At 38.3% G+C, this 22,960-nt stretch carries 21 protein-coding genes; 13 read left to right on the forward strand and 8 right to left on the reverse strand.

Annotated features, from left to right (window positions below; all coding sequences use genetic code 11):
• Position 1: 1 nt before the first annotated feature.
• From cfbE to HY987_RS01905, 4 genes are all read left to right on the forward strand, one after another.
• The gene (cfbE, locus tag HY987_RS01890) at positions 2–1,465 is read left to right on the forward strand and encodes a coenzyme F430 synthase (RefSeq protein WP_292755019.1); all 1,464 of its coding nucleotides are present in this window, start codon (positions 2–4) and stop codon (positions 1,463–1,465) included.
• Between the two features lie 200 nt (positions 1,466–1,665).
• Positions 1,666–2,535 carry a hydroxymethylbilane synthase gene (hemC, locus tag HY987_RS01895; RefSeq protein ID WP_292755022.1) on the forward strand — a complete coding sequence of 290 codons (870 nt, stop codon included), beginning with the start codon at positions 1,666–1,668 and terminating at the stop codon, positions 2,533–2,535.
• Positions 2,535–3,488 (forward strand): Gfo/Idh/MocA family oxidoreductase, encoded by a 954-nt coding sequence (locus HY987_RS01900; protein ID WP_292755025.1) that lies wholly within the window; start codon positions 2,535–2,537, stop codon positions 3,486–3,488. Before hemC ends, HY987_RS01900 begins: the two co-directional genes overlap by 1 nt.
• Positions 3,489–3,644: 156 nt before the next feature.
• On the forward strand, positions 3,645–4,244 hold the full coding sequence (locus tag HY987_RS01905) for an orotate phosphoribosyltransferase-like protein (RefSeq protein ID WP_292755028.1): 600 nt from the start codon (positions 3,645–3,647) through the stop codon (positions 4,242–4,244).
• Between the two features lie 193 nt (positions 4,245–4,437).
• Here the strand turns inward: HY987_RS01905 and prf1 are convergent, their stop codons facing one another.
• Positions 4,438–5,667, reverse strand: coding sequence for a peptide chain release factor aRF-1 (gene prf1 / locus HY987_RS01910; protein WP_292755031.1), 1,230 nt, complete (start codon positions 5,665–5,667; stop codon positions 4,438–4,440).
• Positions 5,668–5,886: 219 nt separating this feature from the next.
• Between prf1 and pyrH the strand changes: the two genes are divergently transcribed.
• The gene (gene pyrH, locus HY987_RS01915) at positions 5,887–6,567 is read left to right on the forward strand and encodes a UMP kinase (RefSeq protein WP_292755034.1); all 681 of its coding nucleotides are present in this window, start codon (positions 5,887–5,889) and stop codon (positions 6,565–6,567) included.
• A 95-nt stretch (positions 6,568–6,662) separates the two neighbouring features.
• On the forward strand, positions 6,663–6,863 hold the full coding sequence (locus HY987_RS01920) for a DUF2116 family Zn-ribbon domain-containing protein (RefSeq protein ID WP_292755037.1): 201 nt from the start codon (positions 6,663–6,665) through the stop codon (positions 6,861–6,863).
• A gap of 220 nt (positions 6,864–7,083) precedes the next feature.
• Here HY987_RS01920 and HY987_RS01925 read toward each other — a convergent pair whose 3' ends face one another.
• Positions 7,084–7,560: a DUF308 domain-containing protein gene (locus HY987_RS01925; RefSeq protein ID WP_292755040.1), complete on the reverse strand. Its 477-nt coding sequence runs from the start codon at positions 7,558–7,560 to the stop codon at positions 7,084–7,086.
• A gap of 303 nt (positions 7,561–7,863) precedes the next feature.
• On the opposite strand from HY987_RS01925, the gene HY987_RS01930 reads away from it, so the two are divergent.
• Positions 7,864–8,190, forward strand: a complete 327-nt coding sequence (locus HY987_RS01930; protein ID WP_292755042.1) for a YbjQ family protein — start codon at positions 7,864–7,866, stop codon at positions 8,188–8,190.
• Positions 8,191–8,271: 81 nt separating this feature from the next.
• Complete coding sequence (locus tag HY987_RS01935; protein WP_292755045.1) at positions 8,272–9,114, forward strand: heavy metal-binding domain-containing protein; 843 nt, start codon at positions 8,272–8,274, stop codon at positions 9,112–9,114.
• Positions 9,115–9,513: 399 nt separating this feature from the next.
• Here the strand turns inward: HY987_RS01935 and HY987_RS01940 are convergent, their stop codons facing one another.
• The 3 genes from HY987_RS01940 to HY987_RS01950 form a co-directional block, all read right to left on the reverse strand.
• Positions 9,514–10,161, reverse strand: a complete 648-nt coding sequence (locus HY987_RS01940; protein ID WP_292755048.1) for an ATP-binding cassette domain-containing protein — start codon at positions 10,159–10,161, stop codon at positions 9,514–9,516.
• On the reverse strand, positions 10,151–10,861 hold the full coding sequence (locus HY987_RS01945; protein WP_292755051.1) for an ABC transporter permease: 711 nt from the start codon (positions 10,859–10,861) through the stop codon (positions 10,151–10,153). Before HY987_RS01945 ends, HY987_RS01940 begins: the two co-directional genes overlap by 11 nt.
• A gap of 251 nt (positions 10,862–11,112) precedes the next feature.
• Positions 11,113–11,631: a DUF308 domain-containing protein gene (locus tag HY987_RS01950; RefSeq protein ID WP_292755055.1), complete on the reverse strand. Its 519-nt coding sequence runs from the start codon at positions 11,629–11,631 to the stop codon at positions 11,113–11,115.
• A gap of 242 nt (positions 11,632–11,873) precedes the next feature.
• On the opposite strand from HY987_RS01950, the gene HY987_RS01955 reads away from it, so the two are divergent.
• Both HY987_RS01955 and HY987_RS01960 read left to right on the forward strand, forming a co-directional pair.
• Positions 11,874–12,392: a DUF308 domain-containing protein gene (locus HY987_RS01955; protein ID WP_292755058.1), complete on the forward strand. Its 519-nt coding sequence runs from the start codon at positions 11,874–11,876 to the stop codon at positions 12,390–12,392.
• Between the two features lie 239 nt (positions 12,393–12,631).
• Entirely contained in the window at positions 12,632–13,111 is a 480-nt protein-coding gene (locus HY987_RS01960) for a DUF308 domain-containing protein (protein WP_292755061.1), read from the forward strand.
• A 129-nt stretch (positions 13,112–13,240) separates the two neighbouring features.
• Here HY987_RS01960 and HY987_RS01965 read toward each other — a convergent pair whose 3' ends face one another.
• Together HY987_RS01965 and HY987_RS01970 are read right to left on the reverse strand one after the other, a co-directional pair.
• Positions 13,241–14,092 (reverse strand): ion channel, encoded by an 852-nt coding sequence (locus HY987_RS01965; RefSeq protein WP_292755064.1) that lies wholly within the window; start codon positions 14,090–14,092, stop codon positions 13,241–13,243.
• A gap of 272 nt (positions 14,093–14,364) precedes the next feature.
• Positions 14,365–16,344 carry an FUSC family protein gene (locus HY987_RS01970; RefSeq protein ID WP_292755067.1) on the reverse strand — a complete coding sequence of 660 codons (1,980 nt, stop codon included), beginning with the start codon at positions 16,342–16,344 and terminating at the stop codon, positions 14,365–14,367.
• Between the two features lie 435 nt (positions 16,345–16,779).
• On the opposite strand from HY987_RS01970, the gene HY987_RS01975 reads away from it, so the two are divergent.
• From HY987_RS01975 to HY987_RS01985, 3 genes are all read left to right on the forward strand, one after another.
• Entirely contained in the window at positions 16,780–17,475 is a 696-nt protein-coding gene (locus HY987_RS01975) for a hypothetical protein (protein ID WP_292755070.1), read from the forward strand.
• A 256-nt stretch (positions 17,476–17,731) separates the two neighbouring features.
• Entirely contained in the window at positions 17,732–18,586 is an 855-nt protein-coding gene (locus HY987_RS01980) for a metallophosphoesterase (protein ID WP_292755073.1), read from the forward strand.
• 102 nt (positions 18,587–18,688) lie between these two features.
• On the forward strand, positions 18,689–20,803 hold the full coding sequence (locus tag HY987_RS01985; protein ID WP_292755076.1) for a phage holin family protein: 2,115 nt from the start codon (positions 18,689–18,691) through the stop codon (positions 20,801–20,803).
• A 36-nt stretch (positions 20,804–20,839) separates the two neighbouring features.
• Here HY987_RS01985 and HY987_RS01990 read toward each other — a convergent pair whose 3' ends face one another.
• On the reverse strand, positions 20,840–22,921 hold the full coding sequence (locus HY987_RS01990) for a phospholipase D-like domain-containing protein (protein ID WP_292755078.1): 2,082 nt from the start codon (positions 22,919–22,921) through the stop codon (positions 20,840–20,842).
• Positions 22,922–22,960 lie beyond the last annotated feature (39 nt).

The following is a 22,960-nucleotide window of genomic DNA, read 5'->3' on the forward strand; positions in this document are numbered from 1 at the left end:
AATGAAAATTCTCATAGTAGACCTGACCCATGGTGGAACCATACTGGCCTCTGAATTTTCTAAAAAACAGGACTGTAAGGTTTTTGCATGGGACATCTACCACACCCTCTCCGAAGAAGATAAATCCGCACTGGAAGTCCAGGGAATAGAAATGGTTGATGAATCATTCTATGAAAGTTATTTCAATGAAAATCTTTCCTATGGCGATGATATCTCCGGAGATGATACCTCGAGAGATAATAACTCCGAATTACTGGTTGTAGCTCCGGTGCACTGTAATCTGCCCCATCCTCCCCACATGACCCACCACCAGGCAGTGGGATTTCTCTTGAAAGACCTGATAACAGTGCCGGTAATTGAAATCACCGGGGTGAAGGGTAAAACCAGCACAGCAGCCATGCTCAAGGAGATATACCGTGATAAAAACCCGCTGATATTAAGTAGTCTTGGTGTTGAAGTTGCTGGTGTAGGATGCCAAATCACTCTCCAGAAAGACATTAGCATAACTCCGGCCAGTATCATAACCGCCTGGAAACTTGCACAGGAATTTTATAAAGATAAAAAATTCGATAAGGATAACTTTTGTAATAAAATCCCCAGAGTAGATATCTGCATATTTGAAAGTTCCCTGGGAGGAACAGGACTAGCAGATGTAGGAGTTATCACCAATATTGCTGAGGATTATACCATAGCCAAGGGAAGTAGCAGTGCCAGTAAAGCCAAGCTACAGATGTTTGAAAGCAAACTAGTAGTCTGTGATAATAATTCTTACCAGGAAATTTATTCCCATCACGCTCCAGTAAACCAGAAAACGAATACATTCTCCATGGGTGGGGAAAAAAATGATAATGTAAATGTTAAAGTGCACAATATTAATTATGGGCTCCATAAGACAGTATTCCAGGTGGAAGTAACCGATCTTGTAACCATAGATGGGAAGTCAATAAACACCTCCTTTGAAGTTTCCACATTTGCCCCTGCCCAACACCACATTGAAAACACACTTTCAGCAATAACTGCATCTTTATCCATGGGAACTCCCCCCAAATCTGTGATTAAAGGTCTGGAAAACTTCAGTGGACTGCCTGGGAGAACATCCCTCAGTAAAAGAGGCAAAATAATGATTATTCAGGAGATCAATCCTGGAATAAACGTTACGGCAGTAAAAAAAGCAGTTAACATGATAAAAGGTTATGAAAAACCAGCACTGATACTGGGGGGAAGTTACGGTGTAACCTGTGAGGAGATTGATGAAAAATCTCTTTCAAACTTTTTAGCTGACCTGAATGATGATATCTTCCTGATATTAACCGGAGATCTGGGTTGCAGTGTAAGGGAAAGGATGGGAAAAAACTATAATTATCATAATAACATAGAACTGGCACTTAACGAGGCAGAAAAGGCCGGTGCAAAAAATATATTGCTAATATATCGTTCCAATTTTTCAGAATTAAGCAGAAGATAACACCAGAGAAGATAACTTTAAATCGTTCCATGATAAACAGAATAGGTGGTTAATTTTTCTCATGACAACATTTATTAAAGATCATAGGAAATCAATCAACTAAGGATTCTTATACAAGTCTGCTATCTTAGGCAGCAGCTTTTAAATGACAAACTTTTATGACTTAAATTCAGTAATTCGCCACACTCGGAGATGATGCATTGCAGGTAGGTACAAGAGGAAGCAGTCTGGCCATGGTTCAAACCAAAAATATAATCACCTCTTTATCAAAAATAACAGATGAGGAAACAAACATAACCGTAATAAAAACCACAGGGGATAAAATAAAAGACTCTCAACTTTATAATATGGATGTGAAGGGAATATTCACCAAGGAACTTGACAGAGCAGTCTTGGAAGAAGAGGTTGATTTTGCAGTGCACAGTTTAAAGGACCTTCCCAGTGAATTAAATGATGAACTGGAAATTGTAGCAGTCCCACCACGGGAATCACCTCACGATGTACTGGTATCACCCTATAAATGGGATGAACTCCCTGAAGGGGCAACATTAGGGACCAGCAGCCTTAGAAGAGAGGCATTCTGCAGGTATCATCAAAAAAATGTGGATATACAGCCCATCAGGGGTAACATTGACACCCGGATAAAAAAAATCACCAGTGGAGAATATCAGGCCACTTTAATGGCTGAGGCAGGTCTTAGAAGATTAGGGCTCTCTGAACACATCCAGCAAAGATTTCCATTAGATTACATAACTCCCGCAGCAGGCCAGGGGGCACTGGCAGTTGTTGCCAGGAATGATAGTAGTAAAAAAGACATTTTAAAAGCTTTAAATCACAAAGATTCTTATCAAGAAATCATGGCTGAAAAGAAAGTTTTAGAAGTACTCGGTGTGGGTTGTCAGTGGCCTCTTGGAGTTTGTGCACGGGCACAGGGAGATGAACTGGAACTTCAAACTATTTTACTTACCAAAGAGGGCGAACTCATCTCTAAACATAGTATGAGAGGCCCAATAAACCAGGCTGAAGATATCGGTCTTGAAATTGCCAGACGCATGGGGGAGGATTGCTAGTGAAAAAGTTAAATGTGGGAGTTGTTGGTGTAGGGGCCATGGGCCACAACCACGTAAGGGTATACACCCGACTGAAAAACGCCAACCTCCTGGCTGTCTCTGATCTCATGAAAGGCACCCTGGCAGAAGTTTCCAAGAAATACAACACCGTAGGATTTGTTGATTACGATAATGTGCTTAAAATGCCTGAAATAGATGCAGTAAGTGTTTGTGTTCCCACTACCTACCATTACGAGGTAGTGATGAGTGCCATTGAACAGGGAAAACACGTTCTGGTGGAAAAACCCATTGCCTTCACCCTGAAGGAAGCCAAGGACATGGTCAAAGCCGCCAGAAAACAGGGAGTGAAACTGGCCACTGGCCACGTGGAACGATTCAACCCAGCAGTTCTAGAAGCTAAAAAGCTTTTAAGAGAAAAGTTGATTGGTGAAGTTGTCTCTGTTTCCGCCAAGCGTGTTGGGCCTTTCCCTCCACGAATAAAGGATGTGGGTGTGACTATAGATCTGGCTATCCATGAGGTGGATGTTATGGCTTATCTTTTGGACAGCCCTGTTTCCAAGGTATACGCCCATGTGGGTAGTAGACTGGAAAAATGTGAATATGAGGACCATGCCGAGATCATGATGGAATTTTATAACAATGCCATCGGTATGTTGGAGGTTAACTGGCTCACACCATATAAAAAACGGCAGCTGGAAGTTACTGGTACTGATGGTATAATCTCCCTGGATTATATCGACCAGACTGTGGAGATTTTTGGTAAAAACGCCAGGAATGTCCGGGTACCACACCATGAACCCCTTATGGTAGAGCTGGAATCATTCTTAAATGCAATCATGCTTGATGAAAAGCCAAAAATAACCGGGGAAGATGGAATACACGCCCTTAAAACTGTCTTAGCGGCAATGAAATCAGCCAAAGAGAAAATTCCAGTTAAGATTGATATTGATTAATCCAGGTTATTCATCATTTCATTAGGTATTTGATAATCCCATTTGATTTGATTAATTCCATTGATTGTAAGATTCATGTTACATTGTGATAGATTTTAATTGGCATGAAGCATAAAATTTGTAGCAGACTACACTGGACAATTCAGGAGGGGTATAATGAACCAAAAACTCATTGAAAAAGCTCATGAACTTAGAAGCAGAGGTTTTACCACTGGGGAGATAGCTGACGAACTCAATGTCTCAAAAGACACTGCTCGGTGGCTGGTACTCCAGGGAACTGATAAAACTAAAGAAAAAGCTCAGGAAAAAGCACCAGTTGATTTTGCCATTAATTGGAAGAGTCTGGGTGGTAGTTCGAGGAGAATGTCCTATGTTTCTGCAGCCATGGCGGATATGGCACAACAGCATGGTGATGTGGAGGTAGTGGTGGGAATTACAGTAAGTGGAATACCATTCGCCACCATGATGGCCGAGTTTTTAGATGCAGATATGGCTGTATTCCATCCCATTAAACATCGCAAGGAAGAGGATGCTCGGGGAGCAGTGAGCAGTAATTTCGCGTCTGTCGAAGGAAAAAGAGTGATAATAGTGGATGATGTCATAACCAGTGGGGGAACCGTTGCCGAAGCAATAAAAGTCTTCCGAAGCCTGGGAGCAGACCCACTGGCAGCAGTGGTCTTAATCGACAAGAAAGGTCTTATAGAATTGGAGAAAGTCCCTGTAGAATCGCTTATACGTGTAAGTAGACTGGGATAACCTGATTATCTCAGATATTTTTTTTTATTTCGATAATTTATTTAATAATAAAAGCCCATTTATACAAAACCCATTTATACAGTTTTGTTGTTGATATAAACCAGTTATTTTGAATTTCTTTTTATTTCTTTTTAAAAATATTTTTTTAAAAAAAAGAGGAGTATAACGCAGTAAATAACGGCTATTTAAGCATTTATACTCTGTATCTTAATATAGCTCCAATACCTCCGAATGCACGGAGTAGCTGCATTCCTTCCTCGGTTTCAGTGGATATAATCTCAACTTCTGAACCAACTTCTTCAGCCAGGGCAACAAAGTCACTAACAACATCCTCGGAAGAAGAGACTTTCATTGTTTCACCACATTTTGCACAGGCCTTTTCTTTAACTTCACCCTCATTTTTAACGGTTTTTTCTTCCTGGTTTCCGCAGGAAGGGCACTGGTAGGTGTATCTTTTGGATTTAATGTCCTCTGAGAGTAATAAAACTTCCACTGCACCGTTAATCAGGTTTTGCCTTACTTCTGCTTCACCATAGGATGCCAGACCATTTTCATCCACCAGTTCCGTCAGGAAACGTTGAACCAGTTTCTTCTCACGCATGATGTCTATTTCAGTGAGGACATCCATGGATTTATCTATAACTTCTCTGATACCAAATTCTCCAGTGTATGAAGTGTCCACAGTGGTGATGATTTTTTGTTTGATTTCATGGTGCAAATAATCGCCGTTGACAAAATCCTCTTTAGTATGCCCTGGGCCTCCAATAATGACTCCTTTGAGGCCTTCAAGGTCTAAAAATGCATCGTTCATATGTTCCCCAATTCGTTTAAGGAATTCATGGGCTGCCAGTTCAATCAATCGATCGAAACGTCTCTGGGACTGTCCACCGGCCTTGTGTTTTCCAGGAACACCACTGGTGAGGTTTTTGACTATGTCTATTCTTTTACCCTTCATTATAGCTATTGTGGCTTCCTTTCGGTCAATAACTGCCAATCCATAGATTTCCTTATCTTCCAGGATTTCCTGCAGTGGTTCCAGGAAGAACTGGGAGTCACAATGATAAGTATATGTCTGAACAGGCTCTGGGGGTTCGAAAACATAGGTTTCCATCTTTTCCGTTCCAGGACCACCTTTGGGTATCATACCCACAAAGAGCACCAGGCCCCTCGCAGGCGGTTTTGGGAAAAGCCGCATACGTTGCATTATTACTTCAATGGCCGATTGAACATTCTTTTTAGTCTGTTTACTCTTGATATTAGCACTTTGACTTAGTTCTTCTCGCATGTGCTTTACCACATCGCTGATCTGCTTATTTGGAGGTATATAAACAGACACCAACTCGGTACCTCTCCCTTTTTTATCAGAGAGTTCCTTCAGGGTGCGCTTAACCTCATAAAGTTCGGTTGATGATGGTTCTGACATTTAATATCGCTCCTAAACTGATAAAAATTATAATAAGTACGTTTATTTTATGGATTCTCCAGAAGATTATTATCTGGTTACCATACTAATAATTACTGTTATTTCATTCTACAAATTTTCCTACTATAATCTTCTTGTAAAATATTAGAATTTATACTAATTAGATATTCTATCTAAACTTTATATTATATGTAAACTTACATTATCTTTGGTGATGAGATGCGCGTAGTGATCACAGTAGGTGGATCCATAATAATCAGGGACCACGATTATAAAAAATTTCAGGATTATGCAAAAGTATTGAAGAGTATGGCAGCCGAACACCAGATCATGGTGGTGGTAGGTGGTGGTAAAACCGCCAGGGACTACATTGGAATAGCCAGAGATCTGGGGGCATCGGAAGCCCTCTGTGATGATATTGGAATTGAAGTCACTCGACTCAACGCACGACTACTTATAACTGCCCTGGGTAATGATGCTTATCCACGGGTCCCTCACAACTTTGCTGAGGCACTTGAATTTTCCACCACGGGTAAGATCGTGGTAATGGGAGGCACGGAACCCGCACACAGCACTGATGCAGTGGGCAGTATCCTTGCAGAGTTTGTTGGAGCAGATTTACTCTTAAACGCCACTTCTGTTGATGGTTTGTATGATAAAGATCCCAACAAGTACCCTGATGCAAAAATGTTTCCGGAGATCACTCCAAAGGAGATGATGGGGATGCTGGCTGATAAGGAGATGAAAGCGGGTACCTATGAATTCCTGGATAAAACCGCCATACAGATCATAGCTCGTTCCAGGATAAAAACTGTCATTTTCAATGGAGAAAATGCTGAAAACCTAAAAAAAGCTTTGAACAATAATATGGGTACTTTAATTAAACCTAATATTGAATAAATCTATCCTGAACAGGTAATAAATGGAATAAACCTATTCTAAAAAAAATTAAAAGCTAAAAAAATATTTTAAAAAATTCTAAAGAGGTAATATTTATGATTGAACAACACAAACACTGTCCTGTTTGCGGGACCCCCATGCCCTTGAATGAAAGGTTTTGCTCACCCAACTGTGAGCAGATAGCCCTGGCCAACCAGAAGAAAGTCCAAAAAAGCAAGAGACTGCTTTACATTTTATTCGGATTATTCATAATAGTCTGGTTGTTTTTCATGTTAAGGGGCCAGCTAGGATTTTAGACGGATTTTTAAAATAATTTTTTTAAAAAAAATAAATAATGGGTTTAACTAATATTTCAGGTCCGAAAAACTGTCTATTGCAGAAGTTCGGGTATGAAATATTATAAATAACCGATTCATAAATAACGGATTCTTATAAATTCCGATTCTTTTTTACACTGACAATCCTATTCAGAGTATTCTTGTAATTTTGTAGATTTGTAGGATTTATTCCCTAATATTATTCCCTAATATTCAATATTCCATATATTAAGAGTCCAACTCCGGTTAAGACTCCTAAAATATCAGGGTTCACGTTGTAGAAACCTACAATAAGGAAGAGGAATCCGAATAATAGTCCGAATATTCCCGCATACACTTTGTAAGTTTTCCTTTCACCAACAAGTAGGGCAATGATTCCGGTAATAAGTAACAGGATCCCTGTAATTATATATGCCCAGAGACCGAGGCTTATTATCCAGGAGGTGTTGAACAGGAAGGTTACACCCATAACTATTCCCACTATCCCCACCAGGAAGGGGAATAACCATAAATCATTGGATGTTCTTTCACCAAACCCTAAAAGGGTTAACCAAATACCCATTCCCAGTATTAAAAGTCCAGATATGAGGCCAAGAGTGGCAAGCCCCACTACTGGTGCAGTTATCATTACAACTGCCACTATTATTGCAATAATTCCAACTATCGTGTTTTTCATTTAAAAAACCTCATTGATGTTTCCTTGCAATTATCTAAACCTTATTTTAACATAATTATTTGAATTAAACAAACTAATTGCAGTTTTTAATTTCTAATGGGAAGAAATACGTTTCAGTATTAACTTTTGTCCTTTGATTATAATAAATTTAATGGTACAGATCGGGTTAGGGGAACTAAAACTACCAGTTTATAACTTAACTTACCAAATTATAACTTAACTCAAATACTATAATGGAAATATAATTACTATAAAAAGATAGTACCATAAAAGAAAATATAAACTTTAGTAAGGAGGTCTACCATGCTCGTTTTAACCACTCCAACCATAGAGGGGAAAAAAATCAATGAATATTATGGTTTAGTCAATGGTGAGTCCCTTTTAGGGGCAAATGTTTACAAAGACATGTTTTCAGGTGTGAGGGACGTGGTGGGGGGCAGAACATCTGCCTACGAAGAAGAACTGAAAAAAGCCAGAGAAGTTGCTTTAGAAAGTATGAAAGAAAAAGCTGCAGATAAAGGGGCTAATGCGGTTATTGGCACACGTCTGGCCTATCACAACCTTGGTGGGACCATGGGGAATACCATTATGGTCACTGTTTTTGGAACTGCGGTTTCCTACGAGGAATAAAATTTCCTATCTATGAAGTAAAAAGTATATTCATATTTCACATCCATTAGGTCTTTAGCTGTTAATTAGGAAGGGATAGGATTGTTAACATCGGTTGTGAATTTTTTAAAAGAAAAACGATGGGCATTTGCTGCCATACTTATAGGAACCGGCACTGGCTTTTTGTCAGCGGTAATGTGTGTAATGTGGGATCTGGTCATTTTTGGGTTTAACATTATGTTCATTGTATCTCCACTCATAGCTGGTTTTGTGGAAACATACATAGCCCGACGTATGTACGGTAAAAGCACAGGAGCAATCAGCGCACTTTTAATATTTGTAATAATAAATGCTTATGCATGGATTTTCCCTCAAGACCCAATCGTGCTCAATTTTTTCACGTTAGGGGGCTTGGCGCTGATGATACAGGCAGCATTCCCCATACTCATTAATTATATACTTTTCGTTGTATTTTTAGGAGTTTTAACTTATGCCCTAGGATATCTGGGGAATTTACTATCTAAGGCTATGAATAAGGTCCGCAGAAAACCTTCTGAAGGTGAAACGAATGGTGAAAACCTTGAAGACACAGATGATTCATTAAAAACTCCATATTTGAGCTTTATGGATGATCTGGATGTTCCTATTGTGTCTATACCTCACATGGAGGGGGGTAAGATTACCAAACACATTGGTATTGTAACTGGAGAGGCAATGGTAAAGGAAAACTCAGAAGGTATTTCCAAGTTGTCTAAAAAAACCCAGTTAGATGATATGAATTTGGATGAGGCTAGGGAGGCAGCTATACTCAGAATGCTGAATGATGCTAATGAAAGGGGTGCCAATACTGTGATTGAAGTTTTGGTTGATTACAATTCTATTGGAGGATTAAAGGGAAGTGCAATTATAGTTACAGCTACAGGAACTGCAGTTGTGTATGAATAAGACAATAAAAATAATTGTATCTTTAATTTTTTTATTTAATTTATTAATTATTTCCTTATTTTAGTATTCCTTATTTTAGTATTCCTTAATTATAATATTTCTTTAATATAGTTCCTTATTTGGTACCTTCAATTCTATGAATCAGTAAATTTACTCGGTCCAATGCTCTTACTGGGACTTTGGTGCATATCTTACAAAACATATCACTCCTCTTTTCATATTACGTTGTATATTAATCTGGCTCGCTCTAGTAAAACAGTGCTTGTGGTTAAACTTTACTGAATTATCAATTGATTCTGTCTGGAAATTGGGGGAATTTATTTTTCTAATTCATGATCCCTCAAGCCAAGTGTGCATGTGATGTTTTGATTTTTATCATGGGATGGATTAATGGGATTGTTAAAGTTTGAGTACTCCGTATTCAAGTTCATAGTCTTGAAAGAATTGGTTAAGTGAATTCTGATCACTGGTCATAAGGATGGTAAGGTCATCCATTTTATCAAATAGTCCTATAAAATTCTCTGTTTCATCTTCATCAAGTTCTCCAGTTGGTTCATCGGCAAGTAGAAGTGTCGGATCATTAACAAGTGAACGGGCCAGAGCAACTCTTTGTTCTGCTTCAATGGATAACTCATGGGGGAATCGGTTCCAATCATCCAGTTCTACTTTTTCCAACAATCTTTTAGCTTTCTCTTCATCCGCTGATATCATGGGAAGCATCACATTTTCAAGAATAGAAAGATAGGGTAGCAGATTTGAACGACGAAAAATAAAGCCAATTTCATTTTTAATCAGGTTTGAACATTCTTCTTCGTTCAAATTTTGGGTTGAAATTCCGTTAACAAGGATCTCTCCAGCACTGGGTTTTTTGATAAGACCTGCAAGGTATATTAGAGATGTCTTCCCAGCTCCTGAAGGACCTTTTATTAGGGTATGGGTTTGGGAGGTAAGGGAAAATGATAAATTATTAAGGGCTACTCGTTCTACCCCTCCCTTCTTGTAAACCTTACTAACATCTTTAAATGTTAAAATATCTTCAGTATTCACAGAGAAGAGCCTCCTCTACATTGATTTGTGATGTGAACCAGGCAGGATACAGGCCGAGAACAAGGCTGAGCATGGTAGTCACGGTAATGGTTCCTATAAATAACCAGAAGGGGAGTAGTATTGTAAACAAACCTGGCTGGAAAAAGGTAGATATTATCCAGATACCTAAAGTTCCAATGATGACTCCTATAATCGATCCAATGAGGCCAAGTAAACCCGCTTCAAGAGTGCAACTAATAAGAATTTGTCTTTTAGTAAATCCCATGCACTTAAGGAGGCCTATTTCTCGTTTTCGTTCGGAGAGGTTGAATCCCATGGTATTCATAATTCCCAGAACACCAATTAAAAGGGCAATACTGGCTATTCCATCTAAAATGTAAACAACATTAACTAAAAAAGATTCCAGGCGATTTATAAGCTGGTTTTCAGTGAAAGTACTTCCTAAAAATGAATTTAAATAATTAACTGCTGATGATACTATGTTTGTCTGATTGTCGGTGCCAGATGTTTGATTTGATTTTTGCCCAGCCAGTATATTCCCATTTGATGTTCCAGACTTTTCAATGAAGCTACTTATCCCTAAACCTGAACTTACAAGGATAAGTAGTATTATAACCCCCAGGGAAATTCTCAAAACTGTGGATAGATTTCGCAACCGATTACGGCGTAAATTTTTCCAGGACAAGGCGTATATTCCCATGTAAACCTCAGCTCTATCTCTATAAAGTGTAATATCTAAGTTTAGGATATCAATTAGTTAAGATAATTAATATTTTTCTAATATGTTTTGAAGTTCCATTAATTTTATTGTTGGGAAAAAACCCGATTGATTGGTAAGATCACTAAATAATATGGGTAAATAAGTATTTGAATAATATTCCATAGAATTGTTTTGAATTTAATGATTAATTTTGGGTTAATTAAATTGTGGGGGCTTGTTTTCGGTTTTTTTTATTCAACAGGGTCTGTACTAACTTCTTTTCTAGGATTAATTATTTCAAAGACTCCGCTGATTATTAGCCAGATACCAATTAACAGTGCCAGATAGAAGGGATCCCAGGCATAAAATCCTAGAATTAAGTACATGATACCTATTATAATTCCTAGAACACCTACCCCCTTGGCAGATCCGCCTTCCCCAGCAAACAGTGTAATTACACCGGACATGAACAGGAAAAACCCTGCTAAATATAATATAAAGCTAGTTAAGAAGCTCAATGCTAGTATATTCCCTACCAATCCTATTCCTGCTATGATAGCAATAATTCCCAGGATTAAGTAGACTATACTAATTCCTTTACTGCTTTCCCAGACCGAAAAGGCCTGAACCAGAAACCAAATACCCAAAATGAGCACTCCCATTCCTGCCAGAACACTGAATGTGAAAACACTTATCAATGGAAACGCAATGACTATTAAACCTAAGATTATTGCTAAAATTCCTAACAAAACATTTTTGCCTGCAGCCATATCTAATCATCCTCCTAAAGGTTCCAAACAAGCCCCATACAATTCTATCTTCTATAGCTAATATTATAAGTTTTTTTCCTAAGAATAGTTCGTAAGATTAGATATAATCCTCGTTAATGGGCTCTTACTAATGTAAACTTTAAATCTTAAACAAAACATAGTAATTATTAATCATTCCCTCGATGAATATTTAAAATTAAGGCAATGGGGATTATTTTACAGTATATTTGGGAGGTTGTACAATGAATGAAGGAAAAAACACATTAATTGGTATTTTAGCCATAATTCTGGGTCTCGTAGTTATTGCTTTCCCACTGGTGAGCGTACTCACTTTCAGTGTTTTAATGGGTCTTGGAATAATCTTTTTAGGGATCTGGTTTTTAGTACAAAGTTTTCATATTTGGGAGAAGAATCTTGCAGCAGGAATAGCTGATCTCTTGCTGGGAATTATTGCAATTCTATTTGGAATAGTATTCCTGGGAGATGTGCCTGCATTCGAATTTTTAACATTTTTAGGACTTTATATTGTAGGGATTTTCTTGATAATCACTGGGTTAATGTCATTGGTGTCAGGAAAAGATCTCAAAGCAAGAGGAATAGGAATTATGGGAATAATATTCGGTATTTTATACTTTATACTGGGTGTGTATGTGGCTAATCCATTTTTCCTGGCGGTGATTATAGGAGCGTTCTTAATATTAGCTGGAATAATGGAGATTTTCATCAAAACCCCCGAAGAAGTGGAACCATCCAAAAAGTAATGCATGGAAAACTGTATTAATAAAAAACCAAATTTCTTTTTTTTAACTCAATTATTAATTTATATTTATTTTTATTAAAAACCCATGAGATTTTTCATGGAAATGGAAATTTTAGGGATTTAGGCTCTGTTTTGGATAATGTCCTGTATTATACTTTATATAACAATATTTTTATACTTTCAAGGACAAATTATTCCTGCTTAAATATTGATTTAGCTAAAAATAAATGGAGGGGTTTGATGAAAAACGCCGTATTAGGTATTTTGGCAATAATTCTTGGTTTGATAGTTTTAGCGTTCCCACTAGCAGGCCTTGTGGCTGCAAGTGTGTTGACTGGATTTGTAGTATTGATGATCGCTATCTGGCTTCTGATTGTTGGTGGATCTCAGATGGAGGTCAGTAAATCTGCGGGAATTATGAATGTAATACTGGGTATAATCGTTCTTATAGTGGGAATCGGTCTGATTTTCAGCCCGGCATTATTCGCATTCTTAGCAGGATTCTTACTGTACCTGGCAGGTATATTCCTGATAATAGCTGGAATAATATCCCTAGCATCCCGTAACGAATTTAAAAACGCTACATGGGCTGGTATCCTGGGAATAATACTGGGTATACTGTACATCATTCTGGGAACATTCGCCTTTGACCCAATTTACCTGGGAGTTTTAATTGGTGTCTGGCTGATAATAAATGGTATATTTGCTCTACTAGAATAAACGTACTATAAAAAGCTAAAAACCATAGAACAGAATCAGTAAACAAGGTTTAGGAAATATTTAAAAAAGGTTTAGGAAATATTTAAAATATTTCCTTTATTTATTTATTTATTTATTTTTATTCAATTATTATTTGTTAATTTTATTCAGCAAGTCTTTAATTTCATTTATTTCAGATTTAATCTCACTTAAATCATTTTCAATTCCCTTAACATTCTCTTCTTTCGCCATCTTTGATTCTAAATCCTGCACTCGTTTATCAAGTTTCTTTGCATAATTAACACTTGTTTTGGCGAGTTTTTCACGGTCATCACGTAGTTTATCCATTAAAGAAGAAGTGGTGGCTGCAGTTAACAGGCTGGAAATACCTATGGCACTAACCATGGCAATCACTCCAATTAAACGTCCCCACTGAGTGATGGGAACCACATCTCCGTAGCCAACAGTGGTTATGGTCTGAATAACGTACCATAATGAGTCCTCATAGGTAGTAACTTCAGGGTTAACTCCACTTTCAAGTAAAAAGAACCCTATTGAACAAACAAGAAGCACAACCACAAAGAATGCAAATCCATAGACCAGCCGGCTTTTTGAAACAAACCTATCTACTGCTTTACCCACCTGACCGGCAGCCATTATCAATGTAACTATTTTAATTAGTGCTAAAATTTTCAGGATGATTGAAGCGTCACTCAACCCCAGAATAACAATTCCGATGAAATAGAATGGTATAACTGCTATAATACCGTTCCAGTTTCTTTGGAAATATCCTGCTTTTGATTCATTTCTGCGGCGCTGGATCCAGTATCCGAATACAAGCAGTGCGCTGGTTATTAAATCAAAATAAGCGATGTTGGTGTATGTACCGGGTTTGAGGGGTAGAAATACACTGGTGAAAAGAAGAAAACTGTCCAGGAATATGAAGATCAGGAAAATTATCTCCATGACCAGTTCCAGCTTATGATGCAGCTTAGTATCCATGTATTTAACTTGATTAGTTCCATCAAATATTTTTTTCTATTATCATTTCACAAATCTCATTTTATCCAACTATTCAATTTAGATACGAGATTATATCTGTAAAATGTATATCTTGGGGCCCAATGGAGTTGTGTCTTTTTGCTACGAAGTCATCAAATGTCTTTATTTAAGTTATTATTAAATTAGTCATTATTTTAAGTTTTACTAGGGTTTATTCCCATATTTTAAGCTATTCCTATATTTTAAGCTATATTAATAGTCATGTCACTATTTTAAGACATTTCACGATATCTTTCCAGTGATCCGGTTTGGTGACCCAGTTCCACTCCTTCCTGCATGAATTTAACATCATTGGTGATCCAATCCAGGTAACTTTCCAGGTTTGATTCAACATCAGAATCATTATAAAATTTATTGATGTTCGCCCGGGGAAGTACCACGTTTTTATTCACAGAAAGAGCCAGTTCATTCAGAGCATCAATCAACTGTTCTTTAAAACGGGAAATGTCAGGTAAACTCGCACCGGATTCAATTAGAGTGGCCAGGGCAGAAATATCAGCTGCTAATTTTCGATTGGCTGCACCGAGTTCTTTATACAATGACACATCCTCCCCAACATTATTAAAGGTATCATCAACCTTTTTAATAGCGGATTCAAGGTTTTTTTCCTCCAACATGTATTTCCTGAAATGGGTGACTGCATTTTCATGATCGTAATCCATCTCTTCGTCTGGAATAACTGCTTTTGCATATTCTCGGTTGGCATGGATGGTTCTGGCGATCTGCCCAGGAAGATCTACTGTCATGCGGCTGGGCAGAATAAGGTAAGCGCAGATGAATGCTATAATAGCACCAATGGATATGTCGATTATGCGGGCAATTGCATTTTCCCATACTGGTCCTGTGGGCCATATCAACACCACGAAAATGGAAAGGAACATAACTGAAAGTCCCATGTAACTGGGATAAAATGCCCTGAATAAGAAAAGCATCAGGAAACCTAACCAGACTAGTGCATAATGAGGGAATAAGAATCCTAGAATTATAGCCAGGATTATAGCCACAACATTAAATGAAACCCTTAAAATAATGTTATTCAGGGTGCTGGTAACATCCGGTTTGATTATGATTAAAATACCCATGGTAACCCAGAGTGCGTCACGTCCATGGGTTAAATACACCACCAGAAGTCCAAGAGTAAGGGCCAGGGAGAATCTCAGAGCATGACGTATGTACATGTTCTTTAGATTAAAATTAGCTTCTAAAACATCTTTAAGAGAGCTTCGGGGTGATAATATCCTTAATTTTCCAGTGGAAGGATACTTCCCCACCAGGAGATCATTGGCCCTTTGAAGTAGAGTTTGGATGTTTTTGGATGCATCAATCAGGGTTTTGGTATTTGGATCTCTGGAATTAAAAGATTTTTCCATATTTTTAATCCCCTGATCTATGGATTCTAACTCCACGGGATGTGGAACATTGGTAATGTTCCTCGCAATCTCTAAACTGCTTTTATCAGCAGTAATCATGAAACTGTGGAATAATTCATGGGATTCACCGGATAAACGGGATAACATCAGTTTACTGTAACCTCTAAACCCGGTGAGATAATTTCCAATTCTGAAAAGTTCATAATCCCTTCCCTCAATAGGAATTCCGGATAATGTCTCTCTAATGGATAACACACGCTCGAGGGAGGTTTCGGGGACGAAAGAAGAAGCAATCATGTTTAAAATATCCTTTTTTTGCCCCCAAATTTTAGGTATGAAAAGGATAGATGCAACCAGATAGGCTAAAATTATGTAAAGTCCCCAGTCAAGTGTGGAAGCATCCCGGTTAACCAGAGCCACTGACAGGAAGTAACCACAGAATATTATAAAACCAAAAAGACCAACGCTTTCACTGAAAATGTACATGGAAAGGCTTAAAAAAGCCCAGATAACAGTAAAAAATAAAAAGACAGGCAAACTCGAGAGAGCCAGAGAAGAACTTATGAAAGCTAAAAAAGTCATTATAAAGCCAACGAAAGCCATGGGGATGATCTTACGAAGGGGCAGTGGCAAGTCTATGATTATGGTGGCTATCAGGGTAATAAACATGACTGCTTTAATTCCCTCATCAAAACCCAAAGACTTGGCTACTAATGCCGCTAAAATCATTAAAATTATAGATTTAACAGCTTGGCTCCACAGGGGTTTACCAGTAGGTTTGGATAATATTTTTAACCTTCCTACAAAACCCTTCTTTTCCACATACACACCTGCCCTGATAGTAATTTTTAACTAATGGTCTAACTGGATTTATTAGTCTAATTAATTAGTCTATTTATCTAAAATTTTTTAGTTCTAAATTTATTCATTCAAATCCCAGTATCATTTTAAATTTATTATAATAATCTTAAATTGATTTTTATCATAATCACTATTAAAACATTGTCTTAACAATCAGATTACAACTATTACACCTATATTCAATGGAATGAATTCCTATGAATGGATAAGTTCCGGTTGTTACACACGATTGTTCGAGATTATTTAAAATACTAAAAAACTAAAAAATAGAAAGAGTTAACACGGCAATTAAATCTCAGTTAAGAATAAAGCATACAATCTAAGTATAATTCAGATTCTTAAAAAATTTCAATTCAAATTTAAGTTATTTATATTAACACATGGGAGATTTGAGAAATGAGCTTTTTAAACCCAAATCCAGAAGACACAAGTCCTTTGCAGAGAAATTTGCTGAGAATAATGCGTATATTCCTTTTAGTTGCTGGTATTTACATCACCATTTTTGGTGGTGCCAATGGTGCAGAGAGAATTTTTGGAATTCTGATACTGGTGGCGCTGGCAATAATCAACACCCCTTCATTTTTCACTGGAAACAGAATACGTGCCCTACCTGTTGAAATAGAGATCCTACTCCTGGCCATGGTATTGTTTGAACTGGTAGGGGGCGATGCACTGGGTTTGTATGTTAAACTGCCCCACTATGATAATTTCATGCACTTCATGCTACCATTATACATTGCACTTATCGGCATGATGCTGGTTTACACCATGTACTACTATGGTAGATTGAAAGCTTCCTTAGCAGAGATGGCAATTCTCATTGTTATAGTAACCATAGGTTTAGGTGGAATACTGGAAATGGGGGAATATACCTATGATAAATATTTATCACAGGGCCCAATAGGTCAAATCACTGGAAACACTCAAATGCAGGGTTCACCAACCCAGGATGCTCATGATGACACTATGAATGACTTGTTTACCGACACTGCAGGTGGAATTGTTGGAGCTTTACTGGGAGTATTGCTCATTAGAAGAGCAGAGAAGAAAGGTGGACACTGGAGGGTAGCAGATGAAATCGAGAATATGTAATGTAAAGATCATTTATCTTAAAAAATCTATCTTTCCTTTATTATTTTTTAGAATGATTATGTCTTAAAAAAGTTGATAAATCGTCATTAAAGGATTTTAACAAATTTTATAATGGAGTACTACTAAAATCTTTTTATTAATATAATCCCTGGAGGTATATAATCCCTAGAGGTATATAATCCCTGGAAGTAGACTTTTAACATCCCTATTCGTCTGTCCTTCAAAAGAGAAATAGCATATTAATAAGGTTATATTTATGAAAGAAAAGGATCCCAATGCCCTGAAATATAGGCAGAAGCTGCAGAGGGGAATGACTCGCTGGCGTCATAAAATAGGAAACCCTGAATTCAACCATGAAGACTTCCAGCTGGAATACGTTGAAGTTATAATACCAGGACTTGATCCAGCTTTTCATAATTATCGCCTGTTAAATCTCTCAGATATACATCTGGGGCAGTGGATCACACCAGAACATCTTGAAGGTGTGGTGAAAATGGCAAATAAAGAAAAACCAGATTCTGTGACCATAACTGGAGATTTTGTTTCCTACATCCTGGATGATGTTGCGGAAGACCTTGAAAACTCATTAAAAAAGTTAAAACCTAAAGAGTTATCATTTGCAGTTTTAGGTAACCATGATCACTGGCTAAGCGCTGAAAGAATAAGGGAAATATTGCATCGGTGTAACATAATCGATGTCAGTAATGATTTTTACACTATTTATCATGATAAAGCCCCTCTGCACATCGCCGGAGTGGATAGTGTGATGTTGGGAAAGCACCGCCTGGATCTGGTAATGGAAAAACTCCCAGAAGAGGGCCCAGCCATACTCCTGGCCCATGAACCTGATTTTGCAGATATAAGCTCCACCACAGGACGTTTCAGCCTGCAGATATCTGGTCACTCACACGGGGGACAATTTTTGATACCAGGGTTGGGTACATTCATCAGAGGTCCTCATTTCCTGAAATACCCGGCTGGTAAATATATGGTAGGGGACATGGTTCAGTACACCAGTCGGGGCCTGGGAACCAATGTATTCTGGTTCAGGATCAACTGCGACCCGGAAATCACAGTATTTACATTAAAATCTCCAGAAAAGATATTGTAATGGAGAAAAATTCATTTATAATTTCAATAAATTAATTTGACAATCCAAAAAAATTTATAATCTAATGATAATGGGGAGAAGCCCTTCAGGAGGATAATCCAGATGGAAGATGGGGAAAAACAGTCGCTAGAGTGGTATGATCGGATTCAAGACCATTCTCGGTTCTACTGGTTAGGCAGAACCATGGTTATGTGGATCGGTGGATTTCTGGGATTCATGATTATTGATTATTTATCAGTGGGTTTGCATTTCGATGATTGGTTCACGGCATTTATAGCCGCAGGAGTAGTGGGAATCCTAAATGCCATGTTCTGGCCAGTATTGACCCGAATATTATTACCCTTTATGGTATTTACGGTGGGGATAGGTTCATTATTGTTAAATGCATTATTAATATGGCTGGCCAGTGATTTAATGGCGGGATTCACCATTGAAGGCCCTGCACTGATATTAACGCCCATTGCCATGGCAGCAATGACCGCAATTTTATCAGCTATTTTAACCATTGATGATGATGCTACTTATTACCGGAATGTTATCCGGAAGATTAAAAAGGGAAAAATCAAATATAACGAAAAAACAGGAGTAATATTCCTGGAGATCGATGGTCTTGCCTTTAACATTCTAAATGAAGCCATTGAAAAGGGGGCCATGCCAACCCTTAAAAAATGGTTAGAAAATGACTCACATAAGGTAATGCCTTGGGAAACTGACCTATCAAGTCAAACCGGGGCCAGTCAGGCGGGGATCCTCCATGGGAATAATCACAACATTCCCGCCTTCAGATGGGTGGAGAAAGATAAAAACAATAAAATTATGGTTTCAACAGGATTATCTGATGCCCCGGTTATTGAGAAAAGAATCTCTGATGGAAACGGGCTTTTAGCCTGTCACGGGGCCAGCAGAACAAACCTGTTTTCTGGAGATGCCGTTGATGTTATTTTCACTTACAGTCAGCTTAAAAACCTGGGAAGATTCTATACCCGGGCATGGTATTATGTTTATTCTTATCCCTCTAACTTCGCCCGTATTGTAGCATTGTTCTTATGGGATGTTTTTTTAGACTTTGCATCACAACTGGTCCACTGGATAAAAAATATCAAACCACGTATAAGGCGAGGTTTTATTTATCCATTTGTAAGAGCAGGAGCAAATGTATTCTTACGTGAGGTGACCACAGCTGTGGTTATTGGTGACATGCTGGAGGGTAAAGTTGATGTTGCCTACGTAACTTACCTGGGATATGACGAGATCGCCCATCACTCCGGAACCCGGGATTGGGATGTATTTTATGCTCTTAAAAAGCTGGATATGCAGTTTCATCGTTTGGATAACGCCCGAAAATACGCACCTCGACCTTATCAGCTGGTGGTTCAATCTGATCACGGTCAAACCAATGGGGCCACTTTCCTGCAAAGATATGGTCAGACCCTGGAGGATCTTGTTCGGGATTTAATGCCCCCAGAAACCCTCATCTACAGTGAACTTTCCTCCAACGAAGACCACTTTGGCCAGGCTATCCAGAGCCCTATAGAAGATGGTAAAATCTATATAAAGGATCGAAGCGACCATGTGGTGGATGAAAGCAGATATCTATTCGATACAGCAGTAAAAAAGGTTGATGAAGCTCCAGTGATTAAGGGTAAGGTTCTAGACTACCTAAAACGTCACGAAATTGGGGAAATGCCTGCCAAAAAGATATCTTCCGAAAATGCCCAAGTTATTGTACTGGCATCCGGAAATCTGGGACTGATCTACTTAACTGAACACGTTGAAAGGTTAACCTTTGAACAGATAAAAGCTACATATCCTGATGTGATCCCTGGCCTGATTCAACACGAAGGGGTGGGATTCGTAATGGTCAATTCAAAGGAACAAGGACCAATGGCAGTTGGAAAAGAAGGAATTCATTACCTTAAAGATGGAACCATTGAAGGGGAGGACCCATTAACTCATTTTGGGCCAAGAGCACCTAAACATCTATTGCGCACTGATGGCTTTAAATACGCTCCGGATATTCTGGTTAACAGTTTTTATGATCCTGAAACTAATGAAGTAGCAGCCTTTGAGGAATTAGTGGGTAGTCATGGTGGTTTGGGAGGTGAACAAACCCAACCATTCATCATACATCCATCCCAGTGGGATATGGGTTCTGAAGCTATAGTAGGGGCAGAAAAATTATACAACGTACTAAAAAAACAGTTAGAAACACTTTAAAAGTATTAAGCATCAGAGATTCAAAGCATTAGAGATTCAATCAACTGGCATTAAATGGGTGTTGTTTATGCCCAGGGATTTTATTTTATGCGCAGATTTTTTTGCAGGAGTGTAGGGGAGGATGTGGCCTTGCATTAATGGTTTATCCTTTTTAAGGAGTTCCACATTCTTAAGTGCAATTTCTCTCCAGATTTCAAGCCAACCACCAGAGTTTTTTTCCATTTTATTTAAACCCAAATGTTCACTCCAGAGTTCTTCCCGGAAGTTCTTCACATTCCCTGTTTTTACTGCTTCAGTATCCAGAATCACTGCGTTAATTTCCATGTTTAGATGGAGATCAGGATTGGTGATCTGCGTGAACTCCTCTGCTCCACTGAGACTACTACCATCCAGATTAGAAGTGCCAATGGTTGCCCATTTATCATCCACAATAGAAACCTTACTGTGAACGTAGAAAGGCTGCAAAGTATGAGGTTCTTTTTTTTCTTCCAAACCCCACAAATTATAAACACCAATACGAGGATGTTCTAACAATGGCCCATCCAAGTCTAATCCAATTTTTTTAAGGCGATGGTGCTGGTAGAAGCGATAAGTAGGAACATCCGGATTTCCATTAATAACTAAAATAAGTTGAAGGTCTTCATTATTTTCCAGAGCTGCTTTAATGGCTTTAACAATGTAAGGATTGGTGAAATACTGGTTTTCCATATAGATAAAGTCCTCAGCATTGGATATGGCCCTTCTGTACATCTCTAACACTCCTTTTTCCCCATTTTTGAGGATCGTTTGGGGGGTGATTGATCTAACCACCTGTAGTGCCTGTTTTCCCGCAGGAACTGGCTCTGCATGGGCTACCAGTTTATCTTTTCCCGCGTATTTCGTAGTGGATAGGTAGTTCCACAGTTCAACGAAGTATTCCTCAATATAAGTGGCGGCTCCTCCGTTAATCTGGATAGAAACATCGTGTACCGGTTGTTTGTCCTTAGAACCCCTGCGAAGATCGTGTAGGAAGTGTTTCACGGTGTCCCAGTAATCCTGGGTGAAGGGAGAACCTATGATAAATGCTTCCTTACCATCCACCATTAGAATTTTGGCATGCATGGCGTGCGGTCCCTGGGCATCGAATGGACGTACCACAACCTCTGTATCCTTAAATATTTCAGCTATTTCATCATAATCATCTGGTATAAGGAGGTTCTGGTTTATTAGAATCCTTACTTTCACCCCTTGCTTTGAAGCAGCAATCAGAGTTTCTGCCAGACTACTTCCATTAACCCCTTCAGGGGAAACATATGGCTTTGCCAGAAAATCAGGGCGAAACTGGAACTGAGTGAGATAAATATAGGATTTAGCCCCTTTAATGGCTTTCATTATTTCTTCAAGAGCCATTTCATTATCTATTAGTGGTTTGAAACTGTTATTGTCAGTCAGACGTTGGGGCTTATGATCCTCAAGGGTCACAAGCCATCCTTCGACCCATGATCTTGGCATTACAATATCTTCAACTTCTTTAACAATTTCACTTACATCCGGGTATTCATCACTTCTTTTAAGTTCAAAAACTCCTAATCGGTCATTTACTATAATTTTTATATCTGGCTCGCGGTCCAGAAGGCTGAGTGATTTTTTTATGATGGATACTGGATTAAGAGAGGTTTTCACTACATTTTCCTCATCAAGCTGAAAATGGTAACGGGAAGGATCATAGGTTATGAAATATTTCCCTTCGTCATCAGTCCAGTTGCAACCTAAAAAGTCATCAGGGCCTATGTCAATATCAAAAGCAGTTATCATCAAACCTTTTATAGGATTTCCATCCTCATCTACTACCCTCCCTTTAACTGCTATATTCTGGGAACTGGTTGTGATATCGCCTAGATCTAAATCTCCCTGAAAATCTGTCTTTTCTAAAACATGCAATAACTTTTCACCTTGATAAAAATGCAGCAAAATGTGGTCTGCAGATTCAGATAATTCAAAGTCAAAATTACCTTCAGAATCTGATTTAGAATAATTAATTAAGGATTGATGGCAATTTTCACTTATTTTAAGGGTTTTAATTGTTGTTTCAAGAGGAGTGCCTCTTTTATAAAGTATTCGCCCTTTAACACTTTCCATGTTCCCCACCAACTTACAGCCTAAAATTTACACCTTTAA

Origin of the sequence: Methanobacterium sp., assembly GCF_016217785.1 — an archaeon.
Classification (GTDB): Archaea; Methanobacteriota; Methanobacteria; order Methanobacteriales; family Methanobacteriaceae; genus Methanobacterium.

Coding starts and splice junctions, on each gene's coding strand:
- HY987_RS01925 (WP_292755040.1), bottom strand. CDS start 7,560: ATGAAAAACACGATAGTTGGAATTATTGCAATAATAGTGGCAGTTGTA.
- HY987_RS01930 (WP_292755042.1), top strand. CDS start 7,864: ATGCTCGTTTTAACCACTCCAACCATAGAGGGGAAAAAAATCAATGAA.
- HY987_RS01920 (WP_292755037.1), top strand. CDS start 6,663: ATGATTGAACAACACAAACACTGTCCTGTTTGCGGGACCCCCATGCCC.
- HY987_RS01960 (WP_292755061.1), top strand. CDS start 12,632: ATGAAAAACGCCGTATTAGGTATTTTGGCAATAATTCTTGGTTTGATA.
- HY987_RS01945 (WP_292755051.1), bottom strand. CDS start 10,861: ATGGGAATATACGCCTTGTCCTGGAAAAATTTACGCCGTAATCGGTTG.
- cfbE (WP_292755019.1), top strand. CDS start 2: ATGAAAATTCTCATAGTAGACCTGACCCATGGTGGAACCATACTGGCC.
- HY987_RS01985 (WP_292755076.1), top strand. CDS start 18,689: ATGGAAGATGGGGAAAAACAGTCGCTAGAGTGGTATGATCGGATTCAA.
- HY987_RS01990 (WP_292755078.1), bottom strand. CDS start 22,921: ATGGAAAGTGTTAAAGGGCGAATACTTTATAAAAGAGGCACTCCTCTT.
- HY987_RS01905 (WP_292755028.1), top strand. CDS start 3,645: ATGAACCAAAAACTCATTGAAAAAGCTCATGAACTTAGAAGCAGAGGT.
- pyrH (WP_292755034.1), top strand. CDS start 5,887: ATGCGCGTAGTGATCACAGTAGGTGGATCCATAATAATCAGGGACCAC.
- HY987_RS01955 (WP_292755058.1), top strand. CDS start 11,874: ATGAATGAAGGAAAAAACACATTAATTGGTATTTTAGCCATAATTCTG.
- HY987_RS01975 (WP_292755070.1), top strand. CDS start 16,780: ATGAGCTTTTTAAACCCAAATCCAGAAGACACAAGTCCTTTGCAGAGA.
- HY987_RS01950 (WP_292755055.1), bottom strand. CDS start 11,631: ATGGCTGCAGGCAAAAATGTTTTGTTAGGAATTTTAGCAATAATCTTA.
- prf1 (WP_292755031.1), bottom strand. CDS start 5,667: ATGTCAGAACCATCATCAACCGAACTTTATGAGGTTAAGCGCACCCTG.
- HY987_RS01980 (WP_292755073.1), top strand. CDS start 17,732: ATGAAAGAAAAGGATCCCAATGCCCTGAAATATAGGCAGAAGCTGCAG.
- HY987_RS01965 (WP_292755064.1), bottom strand. CDS start 14,092: ATGGATACTAAGCTGCATCATAAGCTGGAACTGGTCATGGAGATAATT.